Annotated in this window: 19 protein-coding genes; 9 read left to right on the forward strand and 10 right to left on the reverse strand. The window is 72.5% G+C overall.

All coding sequences use genetic code 11. The annotated features are described in order from the left end of the window. Positions 1 to 11: 11 nt before the first annotated feature. Both ASG96_RS16995 and ASG96_RS17000 read right to left on the reverse strand, forming a co-directional pair. Positions 12 to 851 carry an SDR family NAD(P)-dependent oxidoreductase gene (locus ASG96_RS16995; RefSeq protein ID WP_056751319.1) on the reverse strand — a complete coding sequence of 280 codons (840 nt, stop codon included), beginning with the start codon at positions 849 to 851 and terminating at the stop codon, positions 12 to 14. A gap of 32 nt (positions 852 to 883) precedes the next feature. Then, positions 884 to 1396, reverse strand: a complete 513-nt coding sequence (locus ASG96_RS17000) for a MarR family winged helix-turn-helix transcriptional regulator (protein ID WP_056751315.1) — start codon at positions 1394 to 1396, stop codon at positions 884 to 886. A gap of 133 nt (positions 1397 to 1529) precedes the next feature. On the opposite strand from ASG96_RS17000, the gene ASG96_RS17005 reads away from it, so the two are divergent. Further along, entirely contained in the window at positions 1530 to 2828 is a 1299-nt protein-coding gene (locus ASG96_RS17005) for an MFS transporter (protein ID WP_057588717.1), read from the forward strand. Positions 2829 to 2831: 3 nt separating this feature from the next. Here ASG96_RS17005 and ASG96_RS17010 read toward each other — a convergent pair whose 3' ends face one another. Beyond that, a complete protein-coding gene (locus ASG96_RS17010; RefSeq protein WP_057588718.1) occupies positions 2832 to 3593 on the reverse strand; it encodes a DUF5995 family protein in 762 nt (253 codons plus the stop codon). Between the two features lie 156 nt (positions 3594 to 3749). Between ASG96_RS17010 and ASG96_RS17015 the strand changes: the two genes are divergently transcribed. After that, complete coding sequence (locus ASG96_RS17015) at positions 3750 to 4097, forward strand: hypothetical protein (protein WP_157610960.1); 348 nt, start codon at positions 3750 to 3752, stop codon at positions 4095 to 4097. 75 nt (positions 4098 to 4172) lie between these two features. Here the strand turns inward: ASG96_RS17015 and ASG96_RS17020 are convergent, their stop codons facing one another. After that, on the reverse strand, positions 4173 to 5393 hold the full coding sequence (locus ASG96_RS17020; RefSeq protein ID WP_057588719.1) for an aminotransferase class I/II-fold pyridoxal phosphate-dependent enzyme: 1221 nt from the start codon (positions 5391 to 5393) through the stop codon (positions 4173 to 4175). A gap of 51 nt (positions 5394 to 5444) precedes the next feature. Here ASG96_RS17020 and ASG96_RS22760 point away from each other — a divergent pair, with 51 nt between their 5' ends. Together ASG96_RS22760 and ASG96_RS17030 are read left to right on the forward strand one after the other, a co-directional pair. Continuing rightward, a complete protein-coding gene (locus ASG96_RS22760) occupies positions 5445 to 5750 on the forward strand; it encodes a hypothetical protein (protein WP_157610962.1) in 306 nt (101 codons plus the stop codon). Between the two features lie 39 nt (positions 5751 to 5789). Beyond that, the gene (locus tag ASG96_RS17030) at positions 5790 to 6662 is read left to right on the forward strand and encodes an LLM class F420-dependent oxidoreductase (RefSeq protein WP_056751298.1); all 873 of its coding nucleotides are present in this window, start codon (positions 5790 to 5792) and stop codon (positions 6660 to 6662) included. Between the two features lie 2 nt (positions 6663 to 6664). Here the strand turns inward: ASG96_RS17030 and ASG96_RS17035 are convergent, their stop codons facing one another. From ASG96_RS17035 to ASG96_RS17050, 4 genes are all read right to left on the reverse strand, one after another. Further along, positions 6665 to 7567, reverse strand: coding sequence for an ABC transporter permease (locus ASG96_RS17035; RefSeq protein WP_057588720.1), 903 nt, complete (start codon positions 7565 to 7567; stop codon positions 6665 to 6667). After that, positions 7564 to 10392, reverse strand: coding sequence for an alpha/beta fold hydrolase (locus ASG96_RS17040; RefSeq protein WP_235509207.1), 2829 nt, complete (start codon positions 10390 to 10392; stop codon positions 7564 to 7566). The genes ASG96_RS17035 and ASG96_RS17040 overlap by 4 nt, the downstream gene beginning before the upstream one ends. 64 nt (positions 10393 to 10456) lie before the next feature. Beyond that, complete coding sequence (locus ASG96_RS17045) at positions 10457 to 10705, reverse strand: hypothetical protein (RefSeq protein ID WP_057588722.1); 249 nt, start codon at positions 10703 to 10705, stop codon at positions 10457 to 10459. Next, positions 10702 to 11364: a ceramidase domain-containing protein gene (locus ASG96_RS17050; protein WP_057588723.1), complete on the reverse strand. Its 663-nt coding sequence runs from the start codon at positions 11362 to 11364 to the stop codon at positions 10702 to 10704. The genes ASG96_RS17045 and ASG96_RS17050 overlap by 4 nt, the downstream gene beginning before the upstream one ends. A gap of 41 nt (positions 11365 to 11405) precedes the next feature. Here ASG96_RS17050 and tpx point away from each other — a divergent pair, with 41 nt between their 5' ends. Continuing rightward, positions 11406 to 11900 (forward strand): thiol peroxidase, encoded by a 495-nt coding sequence (tpx, locus tag ASG96_RS17055; protein WP_056751286.1) that lies wholly within the window; start codon positions 11406 to 11408, stop codon positions 11898 to 11900. Here the strand turns inward: tpx and ASG96_RS17060 are convergent. After that, positions 11870 to 13108 carry an MFS transporter gene (locus tag ASG96_RS17060; RefSeq protein WP_056751284.1) on the reverse strand — a complete coding sequence of 413 codons (1239 nt, stop codon included), beginning with the start codon at positions 13106 to 13108 and terminating at the stop codon, positions 11870 to 11872. The genes tpx and ASG96_RS17060 overlap by 31 nt on opposite strands. 89 nt (positions 13109 to 13197) lie before the next feature. On the opposite strand from ASG96_RS17060, the gene ASG96_RS17065 reads away from it, so the two are divergent. Beyond that, a complete protein-coding gene (locus ASG96_RS17065) occupies positions 13198 to 13704 on the forward strand; it encodes a MarR family winged helix-turn-helix transcriptional regulator (protein WP_056751283.1) in 507 nt (168 codons plus the stop codon). Positions 13705 to 13708: 4 nt separating this feature from the next. Here ASG96_RS17065 and glpK read toward each other — a convergent pair whose 3' ends face one another. Further along, entirely contained in the window at positions 13709 to 15235 is a 1527-nt protein-coding gene (gene glpK, locus ASG96_RS17070; RefSeq protein WP_056751280.1) for a glycerol kinase GlpK, read from the reverse strand. Positions 15236 to 15540: 305 nt separating this feature from the next. On the opposite strand from glpK, the gene ASG96_RS17075 reads away from it, so the two are divergent. Genes ASG96_RS17075 through ASG96_RS17085 form a run of 3 tightly spaced genes read left to right on the forward strand, consistent with a single transcriptional unit; the run spans position 15541 to position 19509 of the window. Beyond that, positions 15541 to 17265 (forward strand): glycerol-3-phosphate dehydrogenase/oxidase, encoded by a 1725-nt coding sequence (locus tag ASG96_RS17075; protein ID WP_056751276.1) that lies wholly within the window; start codon positions 15541 to 15543, stop codon positions 17263 to 17265. A 57-nt stretch (positions 17266 to 17322) separates the two neighbouring features. Beyond that, the gene (locus ASG96_RS17080) at positions 17323 to 18561 is read left to right on the forward strand and encodes a hypothetical protein (protein ID WP_235506358.1); all 1239 of its coding nucleotides are present in this window, start codon (positions 17323 to 17325) and stop codon (positions 18559 to 18561) included. A 30-nt stretch (positions 18562 to 18591) separates the two neighbouring features. Further along, positions 18592 to 19509 (forward strand): carbohydrate kinase family protein, encoded by a 918-nt coding sequence (locus ASG96_RS17085; RefSeq protein WP_056751269.1) that lies wholly within the window; start codon positions 18592 to 18594, stop codon positions 19507 to 19509. Positions 19510 to 19516 lie beyond the last annotated feature (7 nt).

Consider the following 19516-nt stretch of genomic DNA (forward strand, 5'->3'; position numbering starts at 1 on the left):
TAACGAGGGACTCACTCGATCCAGGACCGGGTCACGCCGAGCACGCGGCTGCCGTCGATGTCGGCGAGCGACATCCCGACGAAGGCGGTCGCACCCTCGGACGTCTGCCAGCGGAAGCGGTGCTCCGTCGACGTCGCGGCGTCGGCGATCGCCACGGCGGCGTCCTGTGAGGACTGCGCGTTGGCGAAGGCCCCGGCGGAGCGCGCGCGATAGGCGTCGAGCTGGGCGGCATACGGGTCGGTGGGATCGCCCTCGGGACGGGCGAGGTTGCCGACGAAGTCGCTCGCGACGGCGGCCGGCTCGATGACCGACACGTGCACGCCGTGGGCGAGCATGACCACCGCGAGCGACTGCATGAAGCCCTCGACGGCGAACTTCGCACCGCAGTAGGCGTCGGCGAAGGGCTGCCCCACGGCCCCGCCGACGCTCGTCACGGTGAGCACGGTGCCCCGGCCCGCCGCGCGCATGGGCGGCAGGACGAGCTTGGTCAGGGCCACGGGGCCGAGGTAGTTGACCTCGAGCTGGGCGCGGATCTCGTCGAGGCTCAGCTGCTCGGCCGTGGCGACGGCGCCCCGGCCGGCGTTGTTGACGAGCACGTCGATGTGACCGTGGTCGGCGAGCACCCCCTCGACGCAGGTCCGCGCGGCGTCGTGGTCGGTGACGTCGAGGGCGCGCACGTCGAGCTCGACCCCCGCCTCGGCCGCGGCGTCGGTGAGGGCGGCCGCCCGGGAGGTGTCACGCATCGTCGCGACGACGACGAGGCCGCGACGGGCCAGCTCGACCGCGGTGTGCAGGCCCATGCCCGAGGAGGTTCCGGTGACGAGGGCGACTGGCTGCCCGTTCTGGTTCATGCGGCGACGCTACGCCTGAAGCCACTCGTCGGTCAGGCGTCGATGTCGTCGAGGCCGGCGATGACGATCTCGAGGAGCCGCGCGAGCTCGTGACGCTCGGCGTCGGACAGGTCGCGCAGCGTGTCGCTCTCGACGACGTTGGACTCGCGGACGGCCGCGCTGAAGAGAGCCCACCCGTCCTTCGTCAGCGAGACGAGCGTGCGGGTGCGGTTGGACTCGTCGGGCCGCCGTTGGAGCAGCCCGCGCCCTCCCATCTTGTCGAGGCGGTGGGTCATCGACGAGGGCGCGACGTTGGACAGGTCGGCGAGCTGGCTCGGGGTGAGGCACGTGTCGCCCGCGCGGGCCAGGGAGGCGAGCACCGACCACTCCCCCTGGGTCAGGTCGAGGTCGGCGAACTGCCGGACGTACCACTGGTCGAGCTTCTTCGTCACGGCGTACACGGCGGTGATGACGCGCTGGACCGACTCCTCACCACCGGCGGCGACATAGATGGAGACGTCGGCCGCGTGCTCCTGCTGGGCGGTCTGTCGTCGCTTCGCTGCCATGGAAAGGCATTGTCGCACCCGTGGGGGCTGGTGCTAGTCTTTCGAAATCGAACTTCGATGACGAAATATTCGATACCGAAGCTGCGTTGACTCCCGGAGTCCGCCTCCCCATCCCGGAAAGGGTGTGAAACCCATGCGCACCAAGCTGCTCATCCTCGCGTCGTCCATCGGCATGCTCGGATGGGGCACCGTGCTGCCCTACCAGTACGCGTATGCGGCCAACACCCGCGGATGGGGCGCGCTCGCGGCCGCTCTGGCCAGCACGCTCTTCTCGGTCGGCGCACTCGTCGCCGCGCCCTTCGCCGGGCGCCTCAGCGACCGCTTCAACCCGGTCACCGTCGCCGTCGTGGCCAAGCTGCTCGCCGCCGTCGGCGTCGGCAGCCTCGTGTGGGCCGGGTCGGCCCCGGCCTTCCTCGTCGGGATGTTCGTCTTCGGCTTCGGCCTGACCGCCGCCGGCCCCGCCGCCTCGGTCCTCGTGCTGCGCTGGGCCGGGAGCGACGACCGACGCAAGGTCTTCGCCTACAAGTTCACGGCCGAGGCCATCGGCATGGCCGTCGGAGCCTTCGTCGCCGGCCAGTTCGTCGACCTCTCGCGCACCGACGGCATGACGTTCGCGTTCGTCGCGGCGGGCGCCGGCTTCGCGATCTCCGCCGTGCTCATCCACGTCGCCGGCATCGGCGCGCCGAGCGAGGTGGCTCCTGACCTCGCCGCCGGCGAGGCCGAGACCCGCCTCGGCACGATGGAGGCCCTGCGTCGGATCTTCGCCGTGCCCGCGCTGCGCTGGACCGCGGTCGTCGCGGTGGCCCTGGCTCTCGGGTTCTACGCGCAGTTCGAGTCCGGGCTGCCGGCGTACGCCCTGACCGTGCTCGACGTCGACGAGTCCACCATCGGCCTCGCCGCCGCCGTCAACTGCGTCGTCATCGTCGCACTGCAGGTCGTCGTCGTCCGCGTCACGGCGCGACGCAACGCGGCCAGCCTGCTCATGGTCGTGGGCGCCGTCTGGACGCTGTCGTGGGTCGTCCTGTCCGTCGCGCAGCTGACGCCGGAGGTCGCCTCGGCGCTCTTCGTCACGACGTTCGGCATCTTCGCCGTCGGCGAGACGATGTACGCCCCGGTGCTCAACCCGCTCACCGCGAGCCTCGCTCCCCGCGGGCTCGTCGGCACGACGCTCGGCACCTTCACGGCGATCCAGACGACCTTCTCGGCCGTCGGGCCCCTCGTCGCCGGCGCCCTGCTCGGCATGGGCCTCGCGAACGGCTTCCTCGGACTGCACCTCGTCATCAGCCTCGCCGCCGTCTACGGCGCCTGGCGACTGCGGGCCGCGCTCCGGGACCGCCGCGTCGAGGAGCGTCGCGCCGCCGCGGACCGAGCCGTCGCCGAGCGGCCGCTCGAGCCCGCCTCCGCGCCGGTCGCCGCGCCGGTCGCCGCCTGATCGTCAGGGCGCGAGGTCGGCGACGGGCGTCAGCAGGTAGCGCCCCGCCATCCCCACGGTGCGCGACAGCGTCCCGAGGAAGTCGGTGCGCAACGGCTCGACGCCCTCGAGGGACCACAGCACGCGGGCGTTTGTCCACGCGGCGTCGCGGGCGCGCGAGATGCTCCAGCCGCTGACGAGGTTCGCGACCGGGCCGGCGTACTGCTCGTCGACGGCGAGGGCGATGCCGTCGAGGAAGGAGCGCCGCACGTCCTCCTGGACGGCGGCGAGCAGGTCGTTGACGCGGTGGTAGTCGGCCTCGACCCCGGGGCTGTCGGGCGTCAGGCCGAACTGGCGGCACGTCGTGACGACGGCCAGCGGCAGGTCGTGGTTGATGTGGGCGTTCATCCCGGCGAGCGCGAACTGGATCGGGACCCGGCCGGGCTCGAGCCGGGCGCTGAAGAGCGGCGCCCACGACGGGTCGGGAGTCCCCGCGCCGACGGCCTCGAGGTAGAGACCGGCGAAGACGAGGTCGAGCCGCGTCACGAAGGCCGGGTTGCCGAACCAGCCCTCGACGAGCCGGTCCCGCACGAGCTCGGTGACCCGGAGGTACATCCGGTTGAAGGCCGCGACGCCGTCGCCCGACGGCAGCGCGCGGTCGATCTCGTGCATCCGCCCGACGAGCACCTCCACCGACGTCAGCTGGTCGGGGGCCGGCGGCTCGGGTCGCGGAGCACCGCCGGTCCGCGAGCGGACCCACGCCACTGCGTCGGTGAACCACCCCATGCACCGACGCTAGCCGCTCAGCGCACGTTGAAGTCCTCGATCCGCTCGATCGGCGTCGCCGAACAGGCCGGGTGGGAAAGACAGGACGAAGGCCTCTTACGTCCACCCGGCAGGCGAGAGACGCTGGAGGTGAGGCTTGGAGAGGAGGTGAGGACAATGACACAGCTCCTTGAGAAGGAACGTGTGGGGACCGAACGTCTTCCGCGGTTGTTCCGCAACCGCACGTTGGACTACACGCTCATCACCATCGGTCTTCTGGTGGCAGCCTTCGGTGCGTACGCATACTTCGTGCCGGCAGGCTGGATCTTGGCAGGCCTGAGCGAAGCCTGGTACCTCGGCAGCTGGATCGCCGGTGGAGTGCTGCTCACGGCAGGCTTCGGCCTGCTGGGTGCGAGTGTCCGCGACCGGTCCGGCTACTGGACCGCAGGCGCCGTGATGAGCTTCGTGCTCAGCACGCTGAGCCTGGCCGGAGCGGTTATCGCTGCGGTGGTGCTCATCCTCTGACGACCCGGAAGGGGTGAGGCTGATCGAAGCCCCCAAGAGGTTGGGGGCTTCGACGCGGCCGGAGGCGCACTCGGGTCAGCGGCTGTTGAAGGCCTCAATCCGCTCGATCGCCTCGCCGACCGCGGTCACTCCTGCGGCGAAGCTGAGCCGCACGGAGTGCCCCCCGGCGCGGTCGTCGAAGTCGCCGCCGGGCGTGATCGCGACGCCGACCTCCTCGAGCAGGGCCGTGGCGTATGCCGCCGAGCCGCCCCAGCGGGCCAGCTGTGGTCCGAGGTCGGCCCAGTAGTAGAACGCGCCGTCGGGCGGGGCGGACTCACCCCAGCCCAGTCGGGACGCGTTGTCCAGCAAGAGCTTCCGGGTTCGCGCGAACTCGGCGACCGCTTCGTCGCACTCGCGGTAGGACTCCTCCGCGAAAGCCGACACGGCGGCATACTGCGCCGGCGCCGGAGGACACAGCGCGACGTTGCCCGCGAGCGCGTCGACGGGGCGCGCGAGGTCGGCGGGCAGCAGCATCCAGCCCAGGCGCCAGCCGGTCATGCCCCAGTACTTGCTGAAGGAGGAGATGACGATGGAGGTGTCGTCGGACTCCCACGCACAGACGCCAGGCGGGTCGGCTGCATCCGGCTCGGGATAGGTGACCCCGTGGTAGATCTCGTCGCTGACGAGGCGCACCCCACGCTCGGCGCACCACCCGGTGATCGCGGCGAGCTCGGCCCGGTCGACCATCGTGCCGGTGGGGTTGGCCGGCGAGGCGACGATGAGCCCGGCGAGCGGGCCGTCGGCCTGCGCGGCGTCGAGCAGCTCCGGCGTCGGCTGGTAACGGGTCTCGGGGCCGCAGTCGATCAGGGCGACCTCGCAGCCGAGCGAGGTGAGGATGTTGCGGTAGGCGGGGTAGCCCGGGCGGGCGAGAGCCACGCGGTCCCCCGCCTCGAAGGCGGCGAGGAAGGCGAGGACGAAGCCCCCGGACGAGCCGGTCGTGATCGCGACCCGCGCGGGGTCGACGTCGAGGTCGTACCAGCGGCCGTAGTGCGCCGCGATCTCGGAGCGCAGCTCACGGATGCCGAGGGCGGACGTGTAGGTCAGGGCCCGGCCCGAGCCGTGGATCCGCGCCGCGGCCTCCGAGACGAGGCTCGGCGCACCCCCGGACGGCTCACCGGCGCAGAGGGACACGACGTCGCGGCCCTCGGACCGCAGCACGGCCACCCGGTCGAGGACGTCCATGACCTCGAAGGGCGGCACCTGCGAGCGCCGGGACGGCTGGAGCGGGCGGGGCGCGCGGGTCGGGTCGAGGGCCATGCGGCCAGTCTGCCCGAACCCTCGACACCCGAGACACGACGTTCACGTGAGGTGGAGGTGCTGACGTGGGAACGCTTCGGCGTCGCGGTCCGTGAGCTCGCGACCCTCGTGGCCGACTCGAGCTTCCGCCCCGAGGTGCACGTCGCCGTCGCCCGCGGCGGCCTCATCCTGGGTGGCGGGCTGCTGCTCCAGGAGCGCGGCGCGGAGGCCCGGAGCGCGGTGCTCTTCGGCAAGCCGGGCTCGGTCGTCACGCCCGACTACGTCTGGCGCCAGACTGACAAGTGGATCGTCTTCCCGTGGTCGGCCGAGCCGCCCGTGTCGGGCGCGCAGGTGACGGCGGATCCCGACGCCTCCTGAGGGACCCCCGCTCCCAGTGAGCGGACGTAGTGTCGGAGGATGCATCTCGGACTGCACCTCGCCAACTTCACGTGGAGCGGCGGCTCCTCCACCTTCGTCGACGACCTCGTGCGCACGGCGCGCACGGCGGAGGACGTCGGCTTCACGAAGCTCTCGGTCATGGACCACGTCTGGCAGATCGGCATGCTCGGGCCGAAGGAGCACGAGATGCTCGAGGCCTACACGGCCCTCGGCTTCCTCGCCGCGGTCACCGAGAAGGTCCAGCTGCTCGCGTGGGTCACGGCCGCCGTCTACCGCGAGCCGGGCCTGCTCGCCAAGGAGGTCACGACCCTCGACGTGCTGTCGAAGGGCCGCGCCATGCTCGGCATCGGCGCCGCCTGGAACGAGGATGAGTGCATCGGTCTCGGCCTGCCCTTCCCCGCCACGGCCGAGCGGTTCGAGCGCCTCGAGGAGACGCTGCAGATCTGCCTCCAGATGTGGGGCGACAGTGTCGAGCCGTATGCCGGCAGGCACTACCGGCTCGGCAGCACCCTCAACTCGCCGCAGTCGGTGCAGCGCCCGCACCCGCCGATCCTCATCGGTGGCGGCGGCGAGAAGAAGACGCTGCGGATGGTCGCGCAGTACGCCCAGGCCTGCAACCTCTTCGACAGCCCCGACCTCGCCCACAAGCTCGAGGTGCTGCGCGGGCACTGCGACGCGCTCGGCCGCGACTACGACGAGATCGAGAAGACCGTCATGGGGCCCGTCGACCCGGGCCCGAACGGCGAGAACGTCGACGCCACCCTCGAGCACCTGCGCGACCTCGCCGGGCTCGGCGTGACGCACGTGCAGCTGGGCGTCGGTGACGGCTCGAAGACCGACGTGCTCGAGCTCATCGGCGAGCGCATCATCCCCGAGGCCGCGCGACTCTGAGCTCAGCTGAGGATGTCGCTGCGGCGGAAGCGGCGGTAGGCGAGCATCGTGAAGGCGACCGCCCACACGAGCGCCCAGAGGGCGCCGTGCACCATGTCGGTGTAGTCCGGTGACACGGCGAGGGCGTCCTGCCAGGCCCGCGAGTAGTGGCCCGGGAAGGCGTTGCGGTAGGGGTCGAGCGCGTCGAGCTGGTCGAGGATGTTGAGCAGGATGCTGACGAGCACGGCGCCGCCGACCGCCGCGAGCGGGGCGTCGGAGCGCGTCCCGAGCCAGAAGGCGATGGCCGCGATCGGCAGCAGGGTCACGAAGATGTAGGCCATCGCGAGCGCGAGCCGGGGCAGGAACTGGCCCCACGTGAGGTTCTCGCCGAGGGGGTTGGTCAGGGGGTCCCAGCCGTAGGCGACACCGCCGACGAGCAGGCCCCACGCCGGCAGCAGGACCGTCGCGAGCAGCGTCGAGGCGATGCCGATCGCAAGCTTGCTCGTCAGCAGACGCGCACGCTGCACCGGTGCGATGAGCAGGTAGCGCAGCGATGACCACGACGCCTCGGACGGCACGGCGTCGCCGCAGAAGAGGGCGGCGAGCAGCACGAGCAGCAGCTCGGAGGCGAGGAAGACGAGCACGAGGCTGAAGTTCGCCGCACCGCTCTGGGCGAGGTCGAAGATCCGCGTGGACGCACCCCCGCGGCTGTTGCTCGACCGCTCGCCGAAGGCGAACGACCCGACGAGGACGAGGGGCAGCGCGAGGAGCAGGCCGAAAGCCCAGAGCGTCCGCCTGCGCCCCCACTGCCGGCGCAGCTCGGAGCGCCACGACAGCGGGTCGCGCACCTGGTGGATCTCGCCGCTCGCGGCGGACGACGCCGGCTCGATGGCGTCGAGCAGCGCGTCTCCGGGGTTGTCGCTCATCGCGCCCTCACCTGCCTCAGTCGCTCGACGAGGGAGGCCCCCTCGTCTCCGGGCTCGCCCACGACCCCCGGGGCGGACGCCGACGAGATGACCCCGAGGAAGACCTCCTCGAGGTGGCGCCGGCTGCTGACGCCGACGACGGGGAGGCCCGCGGTGACGGCGGCGGCCACCACCTCGGCGCGGCCCCGGTCGGCGACGACGACGATGCGGGTCGGGGTGTCGACCCGCACCTCGGTGACGCCGTCCGCAGCCTCGAGGGCGTGCACGGCGGCGCTGACGAGGGTGTGGTCGACGTGCTCGGGCAGGTCGAGGATCGTCGTGTCGTCGCTGTCGACGAGCTCGGCGACGGGGCCCTGCGTGACGACCCGGCCGGCGTGCATGACGACGACGTGGGTGCACGTCATCTCGACCTCGGCGAGCAGGTGGCTCGAGACGACGACGGTGCGCCCGGTCTCGGCATAGCGGCGCAGGATCGGGCGCATCGCCGCGATCTGGGGCGGGTCGAGACCGTTGGTCGGCTCGTCGAGGATGAGCAGCTCGGGCAGGCCGAGCATGGCCTGGGCGATGCCGAGCCGCTGCTTCATGCCGTGGCTGTAGGACTTGACGGGCCGGTCGACGGCGCCGCCGAGGGCCGCGACGTCGAGCGCCTCGGGGATGTGGGCGTCCTCGGGGGCGCGGCCCGTCGCGGACCAGTAGGCCTCGAGGTTCTGGCGCCCGGTGAGGTGCGGCAGGAAGCCCGGGCCCTCGATGAGCGCGCCGACCCGGCCGAGCACGCGGGAGCCGGCCGACACGGGCTCGCCGAGCACGTGGACGCTCCCGGCGTCGGAGGAGATGAGGCCCATGACCATGCGCATCGTCGTGGTCTTGCCGGCGCCGTTGGGGCCGAGCAGCCCGACGACCTGGCCCTTCTCGGCCCGCCACGTCACGTCGTCGACGGCGCGGTGCCCGTCGGCATACGTCTTGACGAGTCCCTCGACGACGAGCGGCACGTCCGCGAGGTCGGGACGCGTCGGCCGGTGCAGCCGTCGGCGGCGGCGGACGAGCCAGCCGACGAGCGCGGCGACGAGGAGCAGCGCGAGCGCCGAGCCGGCGAGGATCGTCTCGGTGGCGACACCCCCCGCGACAGCCCCGTCGACCGTGGCACCGGTCGCGACCGGCAACGTCATGGCGGACGCGTCGGAGATCCGGATGGCGCTCGGGCTGCGCGAGTTCGAGTAGGTCGACTCGGTGCTCGTCAACAGCACCCGCCACCGCGTGCCGGCGGGCATCTCGTAGGTCGCGGCCGGGAGCGAGATCGTCACCGGGGTGGGCCGGCCCGGCGTCACGGCGAGCCGGAGCGGGGCGACGAGCGGGTTGGTCAGGGTCACGGAGCCGCCGGTGACGCGCCACACCGACGCGAAGAGCGTGACGTCGGGACTGTCGGACGTGACCGTGACGCGCATGGTCGGCGAGCCCACGACGGTGGCGGCCTCCGCGAGGGGCTGGGTGTCGAGAGCCGCCGACTGACCCGGCAGCGCCGCGATCTGGTAGGTCGAGAGGCTGACCCCGAGGGCGGCGAGACCGGGCACCGCGATGAGCGAGGCGGGTTGCCCACCGGGCGGGTGCACGAGCGCCCCCGACGTCGTCGCCAGGGGAAGCTCGCGCGTCCGGAGCGCCGCGCCCGACAGGCCGGGGTATGCCGTGAGGGTGTGGAGCGTCGTCGGCTGCCCGGCGCGACCGGCCGGGGTGCCGTACGTGAACGCCGCTGTGGGCAGGGCCGATCCGCGCGCTCCCTGGTCGCGGACGTAGTGGTCGAGCCACGTGTAGGACGCCTCGACCTCCTCGGCCTCGTGCGTGCTCGCGGCGTCGTGGCCCCCGTCGCTCCACCGGACGGCATACGGCGCGCCCGTGGCGGCGAGCGCCGACGCGGTGGCGTCGGCCTGGTCGAGGCCGAAGAGCGAGTCGCCGACCCCCTGCACGAGGAAGGTCGGCGCGGTGACGACGTTCATCGTCGGCTTCGGGCTGTGGGCGCGCAGCAGCGCGGTCAGCTGCGGTGACGCGGTGCCGGTCTCGGACGCCTGGACGAAGAGCCTGCAGATGGTGGGGTCGAACCGGCCGCAGCGGTCGGCGCCCGCGCCCTGGCCACCTTGGCCGCCCGCGCCGCCGCGCAGGGCCGAGAGGAAGAAGTTCGTCGCCCAGACCTGCTTGAAGGGTCCGGCGCCGTCGATCGGCGAGCGGCCCGCTGCCGTGGTCGGCGCTCTCGTGACGGCGGCCTGCGGGAAGAAGGCGTCGGCGAGGTCGTTCCACGTGATGGCCGAGACGACGCCGTCGACGCGCCGGTCCGAGCCGGCGAGCATGAGGGCGAGCGCGCCGCCGTAGGAGGCGCCCATGACACCCGCGCGCGGGTCGCCGGGAGCGTCGAGCTCGACGTCGGAGCGCCTGGCCGCGAGGTCGAGCAGCGTTCTGGCGTCGGCGATCTCGTAGGCCGGGTCGTTGAGGTGGATGCGACCGCCGGACTGGCCGTGGCCGCGGGCGCTCCAGGCGACGACGACGTAGCCGCGGTCGTGCAGGTCGTTCGCCTGGCTCGTCACCGAGTCCTTGGAGCCGCCGAATCCGTGGGCGAGCAGGACGACGGGGTGCTTGCCGCTCGACTGCGGCCACACGGACACGTCGAGGCGCACGGCCGTGCCGTCCGGTTCGGCGCCGACCGGAACCGACGACACCTCTGGGGCGACGGGGTCGGCGGCCTGCCCGACTGAAGCCGCCGCGAGCGCCGACGGGGCGGGCGCCATCGTGAGACCCGACCCGAGGACGAGCGCGGCGATGAGGGAGGCCCGGACCGACATGACCACATCACATCACGCGCCGGTCGTTGAACGGTCACCGACCGTCCAGCCGTGGCGCCGGGGCTCAGTCGCGGGAGAGGCGCTGCTCGAGGACGTAGGCCAGGACGATGCACCCGACGAGCACCATGGCGGGCGGCAGGAACCGCATCGCGCCCTCGAGCTCCAGCCAGTCGTAGGGCGCGGTGGTGAGCTCGAAGTACGAGAGGTCGAGCAGGTATCGCACGATCGGCAGCACTCCGAAGAGGATGCCGACCACCCCGACGAGGTTGATGACGAGGCGCGAACGCGCTCCGGTGTCCTGCGACTCGGTCATGCCACCAACCTACGGCTCGCCCAGTGGCGCGCGAGGCACCACCCGGCGACCGCACCGAGGACGTGCCACGCGGCGTGCCCCTGGAGCCAGCTCGTCGGGTCGCAGAGGAGGCCCGCCTGGTCGAGCACCCAGAGGGCGTATGCCGCGACGAGCAGACCGAGCCCGACGTGCAGCCAGCGCCCGTCGCCTCCGACGCGGCGGGTGCGCACCAGCTCGAGGACGATGCCGGGCAGGAGGACGGCTGCGAAGAGGACCCGCCGCGACTCGGGCCAGAGCCAGAGCAGGACGCCGAGCGCCACGAGCAGGGCGACGCCGCCGACCGCAGCGCGACGCGGGGTGGTCCAGCCGAGGCGCACGAGCGCGCCGGCGAGCAGGACGCAGCCGACGGCGTACATCGGGAAGACGTCGACGAACTGGCCCCACAGCGTCAGGGTCGCGTGGAAGGCGAAGCTGCCGAGGCCGACGGCGGCGAGCGCCACCCCGAGGAGGGGCACGAGGACGCGTTCGGGTCGGGCCGCGGGCCGCAGGAGCAGGGCCGCGGCCCCGGCCACGACGAACGCGAGCGAGGACCACGCGTTGGCCGGCTGTGTGATCCCGTCGGCGCGGACCAGCTCGCAGAAGCAGCGGGTCGCGAGGCACGTCGCGCCGTCAGCGGGCATGCCGCGACCGTAGTCCCAGCGTGCCCGTGTTAGATACGTCCATGGCCACCACCTCCCTCGGAGACACCCCCGTCCACACCGTCGGCGACCTGCCGTCCGTGGGCACCCCCGCCCCGGCGTACACGCTGACCGGCACGAACCTGCGCGACGACGTGACGCTGCCCGTGGGCAAGCGCGTGGTGCTCAACATCTTCCCGAGCGTCGACACCGGTGTCTGCGCGACGAGCGTCCGCCGCTTCAACGAGCTGGCAGCCGGTCTCGACAACGCGACGGTCGTCTGCGTGTCCGCCGACCTCCCCTTCGCCCTGAACCGCTTCTGCGGCGCCGAGGGCATCGAGAACGTCGTCGCGGCCTCCTCGTTCCGGTCGGGCTTCGGCTACGACTACGGCGTGCGGATGGAGAACGGCGGTTTCGCCGGGCTGCTCGCCCGTGCCGTCGTCGTCATCGACGCCGACGGCACGGTCACCCACACCGAGGTCGTCCCGTCCATCGGCCAGGAGCCCGACTACGACGCCGCGATCGCCGCACTGGGCTGAGGCACCTCTGACGCCCGGGTGAAACCCCGGACGCTGCGGACGAGGAGCGGCCAGCAGCCGGCGGCGAGCATCCAGACGGCGGTCCCGACCATGAGGTCGGCGGTCTCGACGTGCTCGCTGAGCGGGCCCGCGAGGACGTTGCCGAGCGGCAGGGCGACGAACGAGATGAGCACGTCCCAGGACACGACCCGGGCGAGCCGGTCGTGCGGCACCCCCTGCTGGATGGCCGTCTGCCAGCCGACGTCGAAGTAGAGCAGCCCCGCCTGGGCGACGAAGGCCAGCGCCATGATCGGCACGAGGCCGCCGGGCCAGGCGAACCCGAGGGGGAAGAGCGGGTAGAGGCCGAGGGCTGCGAAGGCCCAGAGCAGCATCCGGCGCGGCTGGAGCCGCATCCCGACGAGCCCGCCGACGAGTCCGCCGACGCCGAGCGCGGCGGTGATGAGCCCGAGGGCGTGGGCGCCGCCGAGGTCACGCACGGCCGTCACCTCGACGAGGACGATGAAGACGCCGCTCGCGACGTGGAACATCGCCGCCGACAGGAGGCTCGTCCACAGCCAGTCACGGCTGCGGATCTCGGCCAGGCCCTCACGGATCTCGGACAGCATGCCGGAGCGGGCCGCGACGTGGTCGGCGCGGGCCCGGAGGCGGGCGACGCAGAGGGCCGACCAGACGAACGTCAGCGCGTTGACCGTGAAGCCGGCGACCGGCCCGAACCGGGCGACGACGAGGCCGGCCAGGACCGGGCCGGCCACCTGGGCGCTCGACTGGAGGAAGCTGATCGCGCCGTTGGCGGTCTGGAGGGCCGCGGTCGGCACGACGAGGGGACGGAGCGAGACGAAGGCCGGGTAGAAGAACGCGCCGGCGCCCGCCGTGACGGCGGCGAGCCCGGCGAGCAGGGCAACCGACGGGTCACCGGCGGCGAAGGCGAGCGCCATGCCGGCGACGGACGCCGCCCGCGTCAGGTCGGCCACGACCATGATCCGGTGCGGGGTGATGCGGTCGGCCCACACCCCACCGACGAGCGTGCAGAGCAGCCGCGCCACCACGGCGCTCGCGAGGACGATGCCGAGCTCGGCCGCTCCCCCGCCGCTCAGGACGACCGCCACCGACAGGGCGATCGGGTTGAAGGCGTCGCCGACCCACGAGAGGCCCTGGCCGGCCAGCAGGAGCCTGACGTCACGGAGGCGGAGGAGGTCGCGCGCGGTCATACAACCGAAGGTAGTTAGATGTCTGACTATCTGTCAACGAATAGTCAGGAGACTCGTCGCAGACCGCATGCCTCTGCGACACTGACGCCATGGCGAGAGCACGGCAGGACTCGGTCGACCGGCACGTCGCGCGCTGGAGCGGCCTCCTCGAGGACATGGACCCCGAGGTCGAGGGCGCCGTCACCCGCATGCAGGCGATCACCAAGCGGCTCAAGGCCGCCGACCACGCGAGCTACGCCGGCACGGACGACACGATCGAGGACTACCGCACCCTCCACGCGCTGATGATCCAGCCGTTCCCCGAGGAGGCCACGCCGGCCCAGCTCGCGGACTCCTGCGGCGTCACGCGCGCTGCCATGACCTCACGCGTCGACCGGCTCGTCCAGCGAGGCCACGCGACCCGCGAGGTCGACCCCATCGACCGGCGACGCATCCTCATCCGACCGACGCCGTCGGGACGGGCGCTGTGGGAGAAGGGGATCGAGGCCGGCATGGCCCGCGAGCAGGACGCGTTCTCCGGCCTCACGGCCAAGGAGCTCGTCGCCCTCAACGGGCTGCTGCGCAAGGTCGTCCTGCACCTCGAGGGCGAGGACTGAGCCGTCAGGGTGTGTCGTCGTCGACCCAGTCGAGGGTGCGCTCGACGGCCTTCTTCCAGGTGCGGAAGAGGCGCTCGCGCTCGGCCTCGTCGAGCTGCGGGGTCCAGCGACGGTCCTCGCCCCAGTTCTCGCGGATCTCGTCGGTGCTCTCCCAGTAGCCCACGGCCAGCCCGGCGGCATACGCGGCCCCGAGCGCCGTGGTCTCGGCCACGACCGGACGCACGACGTCGACGCCGAGCAGGTCGGCCTGGAACTGCATGAGCGTCTCGTTGACGACCATGCCGCCGTCGACGCGCAGCTCGGTGAGCGGCACGCCGGAGTCGGCGTTCATCGCCTCGAGCACCTCGCGCGTCTGGAACGCCGTGGCCTCCAGTGCCGCTCGCGCGATGTGGCCCTTGTTGACGAAGCGGGTGAGACCGACGAGCGCGCCACGGGCGTCGGGACGCCAGTGCGGGGCGAAGAGACCCGAGAAGGCCGGCACGAAGTAGGCGCCTCCGTTGTCGTCGACGGTCGCCGCGAGCGCCTCGACCTCCTTGGCGTCCTTGATGATGCCGAGGTTGTCGCGCAGCCACTGCACGAGCGACCCGGTCACGGCGATCGAGCCCTCGAGGGCGTAGACCGGCTTGGCGTCGCCGAGCCGGTAGCAGACCGTCGTCAGCAGGCCGTTCTTCGAGGCGACGATCTCCTCGCCTGTGTTGAGGAGCATGAAGTTGCCCGTGCCGTAGGTGTTCTTGGCCGTGCCGACGTCGAGACAGGCCTGGCCGAAGGTCGCCGCCTGCTGGTCGCCGAGGATGCCCGCCACGGGGACGTCGATGAGGATGCCCGGCTTGCACGCGCCGTAGACCTCGGACGACGAGCGGATCTCGGGGAGCATCGCCAGGGGGACCCCGATCGCCTCCGCGGCCGAGGCGTCCCAGTCGAGGGTGCGCAGGTCCATCAGGAGGGTGCGAGAGGCGTTCGTGACATCGGTGACGTGGACGCCGTCGTCGTCGGCGCCGCCGGTGAGGTTCCACAGCAGCCAGGTGTCGATGGTCCCGAAGAGCAGCTCGCCGGCCTCGGCGCGCTCACGGGCGCCGTCGACGTGGTCGAGGATCCAGCGGGCCTTGGGCCCGGCGAAGTACGTCGCGAGCGGCAGCCCGGTCACGTCCTTGAAGCGCTCGACGCCACCGTCGCGCGCCAGCTCGTCGCAGATCGCCTGGGTGCGGGTGTCCTGCCAGACGATGGCGTTGTGGACCGGCCGGCCGGTGGCCCGCTCCCACACGACGGTCGTCTCGCGCTGGTTCGTGATGCCGACCGCGGCGATGTGGGTGGCGTTGAGGTTCGCCTTGCCGAGCGCGCCTCCGACGACGACGCGGGAGTTCTGCCAGATCTCCATCGCGTCGTGCTCGACCCACCCGGCCCGCGGGAAGATCTGCCGGTGCTCCATCTGGTCGACGGCGACGACGCGGCCCCTCCGGTCGAAGACCATGGCCCGGGTGCTCGTCGTCCCCTGGTCGATCGACACGACATGGCTGCGCTGCTCCGTCGGCATGACCAGACCGTACCGCCGCGCGCCTACATCTCGCCGTGGCCACGTCCGAGCTGGCGGAGGCGGTGGCGCTCGCGTGCCTCCGCCACCCTGCTGATCGCGTCACACCGCCCGCAGACGATGATCGCCTCCCCGTCGCGGCTCTCACGGAGCCACCGGTGACCGGCGAAAAGGCAGATGACCCACATGAACCTCACCTCCACAGTGTCGCCCACGAGACCCGTGCGTGAGGGAGGTCGGACGGCCCCGCGTCCCGCAGGGTGCGCTCGTTAGAGTGTCTGTCTCACCAGCGACGTGAAGGGGAACCGATGACGAGCCCAGTGCGGCTGGACGCGGACTACCGGGCGCGGGCGTGGAAGCGTCTCGCCACCAAGCAGTTCGACGTGCTCGTCGTCGGTGGCGGCGTGACCGGCGGTGGGGTGGCCCTCGACGCGGCCACCCGCGGCCTCTCGACGGCCCTCGTCGAGCAGCGCGACTTCGCCTCGGGCACGTCCTCGCGGTCGTCCAAGCTCTTCCACGGCGGCCTGCGCTACCTCGAGCAGATGAACTTCGACCTCGTGCGCGAAGCGCTCAAGGAGCGCGAGCTCATGCTGAGCCGCATCGCCCCGCACCTCGTCAAGCCGGTCTCCTTCCTCTACCCGCTGACCAACCGCGGGTGGGAGCGCCCCTACGTCACCGCGGGCCTGACCCTCTACGACTCGATGGGCGGCGCCCGGTCGGTGCCGCGGCACAAGCAGCTGACCCGCACCGGCGCCCTCAAGCTCGCGCCGGCCCTCAAGCGCGACTCCCTCACCGGCGGCCTGCTCTACTACGACGCCCAGGCCGACGACGCGCGGCACACGCTGACGACGGTCCGCACCGCTGCGGCCTACGGCGCCACCGTGCTGGCCTCGGCCCGCGTCGTCGAGCTGCTGCGCGCGGGCGAGCGCGTCGTCGGCGCCCTCGTCGAGGACGTCGAGACGGGCGAACGCACCGAGGTCCGGGCCTCCGTCGTCATCAACTGCACCGGCGTGTGGACCGACGACATCCAGACGATGGCCGGTGGCCGCGGCCGCTTCCACGTGCGCGCCAGCAAGGGCGTGCACATCGTCGTCGCGCGCGACCGGATCAACTCCGAGACCGGGCTCATCCTGCGCACCGAGAAGTCGGTCCTCTTCGTCATCCCGTGGGGCACCCACTGGATCATCGGCACGACCGACACCGACTGGGAGCTCGACCTCGCCCACCCCGCGGCGACCCGGGCCGACATCGACTACATCCTCGAGCACATCAACACCGTGCTGAAGGTGCCGCTGACACACGACGACATCCAGGGCGTCTACGCCGGTCTGCGCCCCCTGCTCTCCGGAGAGAGCGAGGACACGAGCCAGCTCTCGCGCGAGCACGCGGTGGCGCGCCCGCAGCCCGGCCTCATCTCCATCGCCGGCGGCAAGTACACCACCTACCGGGTCATGGCCGCCGACGCCGTCGACGCCGCCCGTGAGGACATCGGCGGCGACGTCTCCGACAGCGTCACCGAGTTCATCCCGCTCTCGGGCGCCGAGGGCTACGTCGCGCTCGTCAACCAGATCGACCGGCTCGCGCGCCACCAGGACCTCCCGGTGTGGCGCATCACCCACCTGCTCGAGCGCTACGGCTCGCTCGTCCACGAGCTCTTCGCCCTCGCCGAGGACGACCGCTCCCTCTACCAGCCGCTCCCCGGCGCGGAGGAGTACCTCCGGGTCGAGGCGCTGTATGCCGCCACGCACGAGGGCGCGCTGCACCTCGACGACGTGCTGGCCCGCCGCACGCGCATCTCCATCGAGACCTCGAGCCGTGGCGCCGACAGCGCCCGGGCCGTGGCCGAGATCGTGGCCCCCGTCCTCGGCTGGGACGCCGAGCGGGTCGAGGCCGAGGTGTCCGCCTACATCGCCCGGGTCGAGGCGGAGCTCGAGTCGCAGAAGGAGCTCGCCGACTCCGAGGCCAACGCCGAGCGGCTGAGCGCCCCGGACGTGCGCCGGATACCCGTGAGCCGGGCGCCTGAGCAGTCCTGACCCGGGCAAAGGCTCGACAACGGCTCCGCGGCGCGGTCACGTTCCTAGACTGCAGGGATGAGGACTCGACGCGGCCGGCCAGCGATGCGGGCGACCCCGGCGGTCGCGGCGGCCGTCGCGGCGATCGCCCTGCTCGTGGCGGGCTGCGGCTCCCCGAACCCGGCCGCCCAGGCCCGGCTCGAGGGGCACGCGGCCGGGCACTCGGTGGGCGCCACCGACCACCCGACGACGGCTGCCACCGGCCACGCCGCGAAGCCCGTCGGCCCGGCCAAGCCGGCGGCGCTGCGAGCCGGCGAGTCGATGCGGACCGTGACGTCCCCGGTGTCCTACACGCCGAAGGCGCCGACGACCGGCACCGACGACTACCGGTGCTTCGTCCTCGACCCCGAGGTCACCCGCGACGAGTTCGTGACCGGCTTCGACATCGCGCCGGGCCAGCCGCAGGAGGTGCACCACGTCATCCTCTTCCGCGTGCCGCCGTCGGCCGCGGCGGCCGCCCGAGCCAAGGACGCCGAGTCGGGCGGCAACGGCTGGACCTGCTTCGGCGGCACCGGCCTCGGGTCGCGCGGCGCCAGCCTTGACGACGCCCCATGGGTGGGCGCGTGGGCCCCGGGCGGCCGCGCGAACGTCCTGCCGGCCGACGTCGGCATCCCCCTGCAGCGCGGCTCCCTCCTCGTCATGCAGGTCCACTACAACCTCCGGCACGGCGTGACGCCCGACCGCACGTCCGTCCAGCTGCGCCTGTCCGCCTCGCCGAAGCTCAAGCCGCTCGAGACGATGCTCTACCCGGCGCCGGTCGAGCTGCCTTGTCGCGCAGGCAAGTCCGGTCCGCTTTGCGACCGCGAGGCGGCGGTCGCCGACGTCACCGAGCGCTTCGGCCCGATGTCGTCACGCATCGTCAACGGACTGCTGCTCGTCTGCAACGGCACCCTCATCCCGACCCCGGGCGCCACCCAGTCGTGCACGCGCCGCGTCGACCAACCCGCGACGATCCGCGCCGTGGCCGGCCACATGCACCTGCTCGGCTCGTCGCTGCGCATCGAGCTCAACCCGGACACGGCGAAGGCGAAGACGCTCCTCGACATCAAGGTCTGGGACTTCGACAACCAGGGGTCGGTCCCGATCCCTGCGACGGCGATCCGTCCCGGTGACTCGATCCGGGTCAGCTGCACCCACGACCAGGCCTGGCGCGACAAGCTTCCCGACCTGCAGGGCCTGCCCGAGCGCTACGTCGTCTGGGGCGAGGGCACGACCGACGAGATGTGCCTCGGTCTGCTCAGCGTCACGCGCCCCTGATCGCGCCCGGCCGTGCACAATGAGGCCGTGATGACTGACGTCCTCGTCGTCGGCGGTGCCGGCGTCGACACCATCGTGCGCGTCGACGCCCTGCCGGTCCCCTTCGCCGACTCGCACGTCGTCCCGCCGATCGACACCGTCGTGGGCCACACGGGCAGCGGTGTCGCCCTCGGCTGCCACCGCCTCGGCCTCGGCACGCTCTTCGTCGACGTCATCGGCGACGACCACGAGGGCCGGATGCTCCTCGACCGGTTCGCCGCCGAGGGCCTCCGCTTCGAGCACGTCGTCCACGAGAGCGGCACCCGTCGGGCGGTGAACCTCGTCGACGCCACCGGCCGCCGCATGTCCTTCTACGACCCGCGCCACCCCTACGACCTCGCACCCGACCCGGCGCTCTGGCGCGGCCCGCTCGCGGAGGCGCGGCACGTGCACGCCTCGATCATGCCGTGGACCGTCGGTGCCCTCGAGGACGCCACGGCCGCGGGGGCCACGAGCTCGACCGACCTGCACGACTGGGACGGGCGCAACCCGCACCACCGGCCGTTCGCGTATGCCGCCGACCTCGTCTTCGTGTCGGGCTCGCGCCTCGACGGCGTCGAGGACGACGTCGTCTCCGACGTCCTCGACCGCGGGCGGGCGCGGCTCGTCGTCGTCATGGACGGCGCCCGCGGCAGCCGGGTGACGGTGCGCGAGGGCGGGTCGTTCGCCGTGTCCGCCGTCGACATCGAAGGCCGCCCGGCCGTGGACTCCAACGGAGCGGGCGACGCGTACGTCTCGGCGTTCCTGCACGCGTGGCTCGCCGGCGGCGACGCCCGCGCGGCGGCACGGGCCGGGACCGTGGCGGGCGCGTGGGCGTGCGGCACCGCGGGCACGCACTCGAGCCTCATCGGTCCGGACGAGCTCACCCGTCAGCTGGCGCGCCACTACGGCGGCCCCGGCCGGGACTGAGCTCCCG

This window comes from Terrabacter sp. Soil810, from assembly GCF_001429645.1.
In the GTDB taxonomy this organism is placed as follows: domain Bacteria; phylum Actinomycetota; class Actinomycetes; order Actinomycetales; family Dermatophilaceae; genus Terrabacter.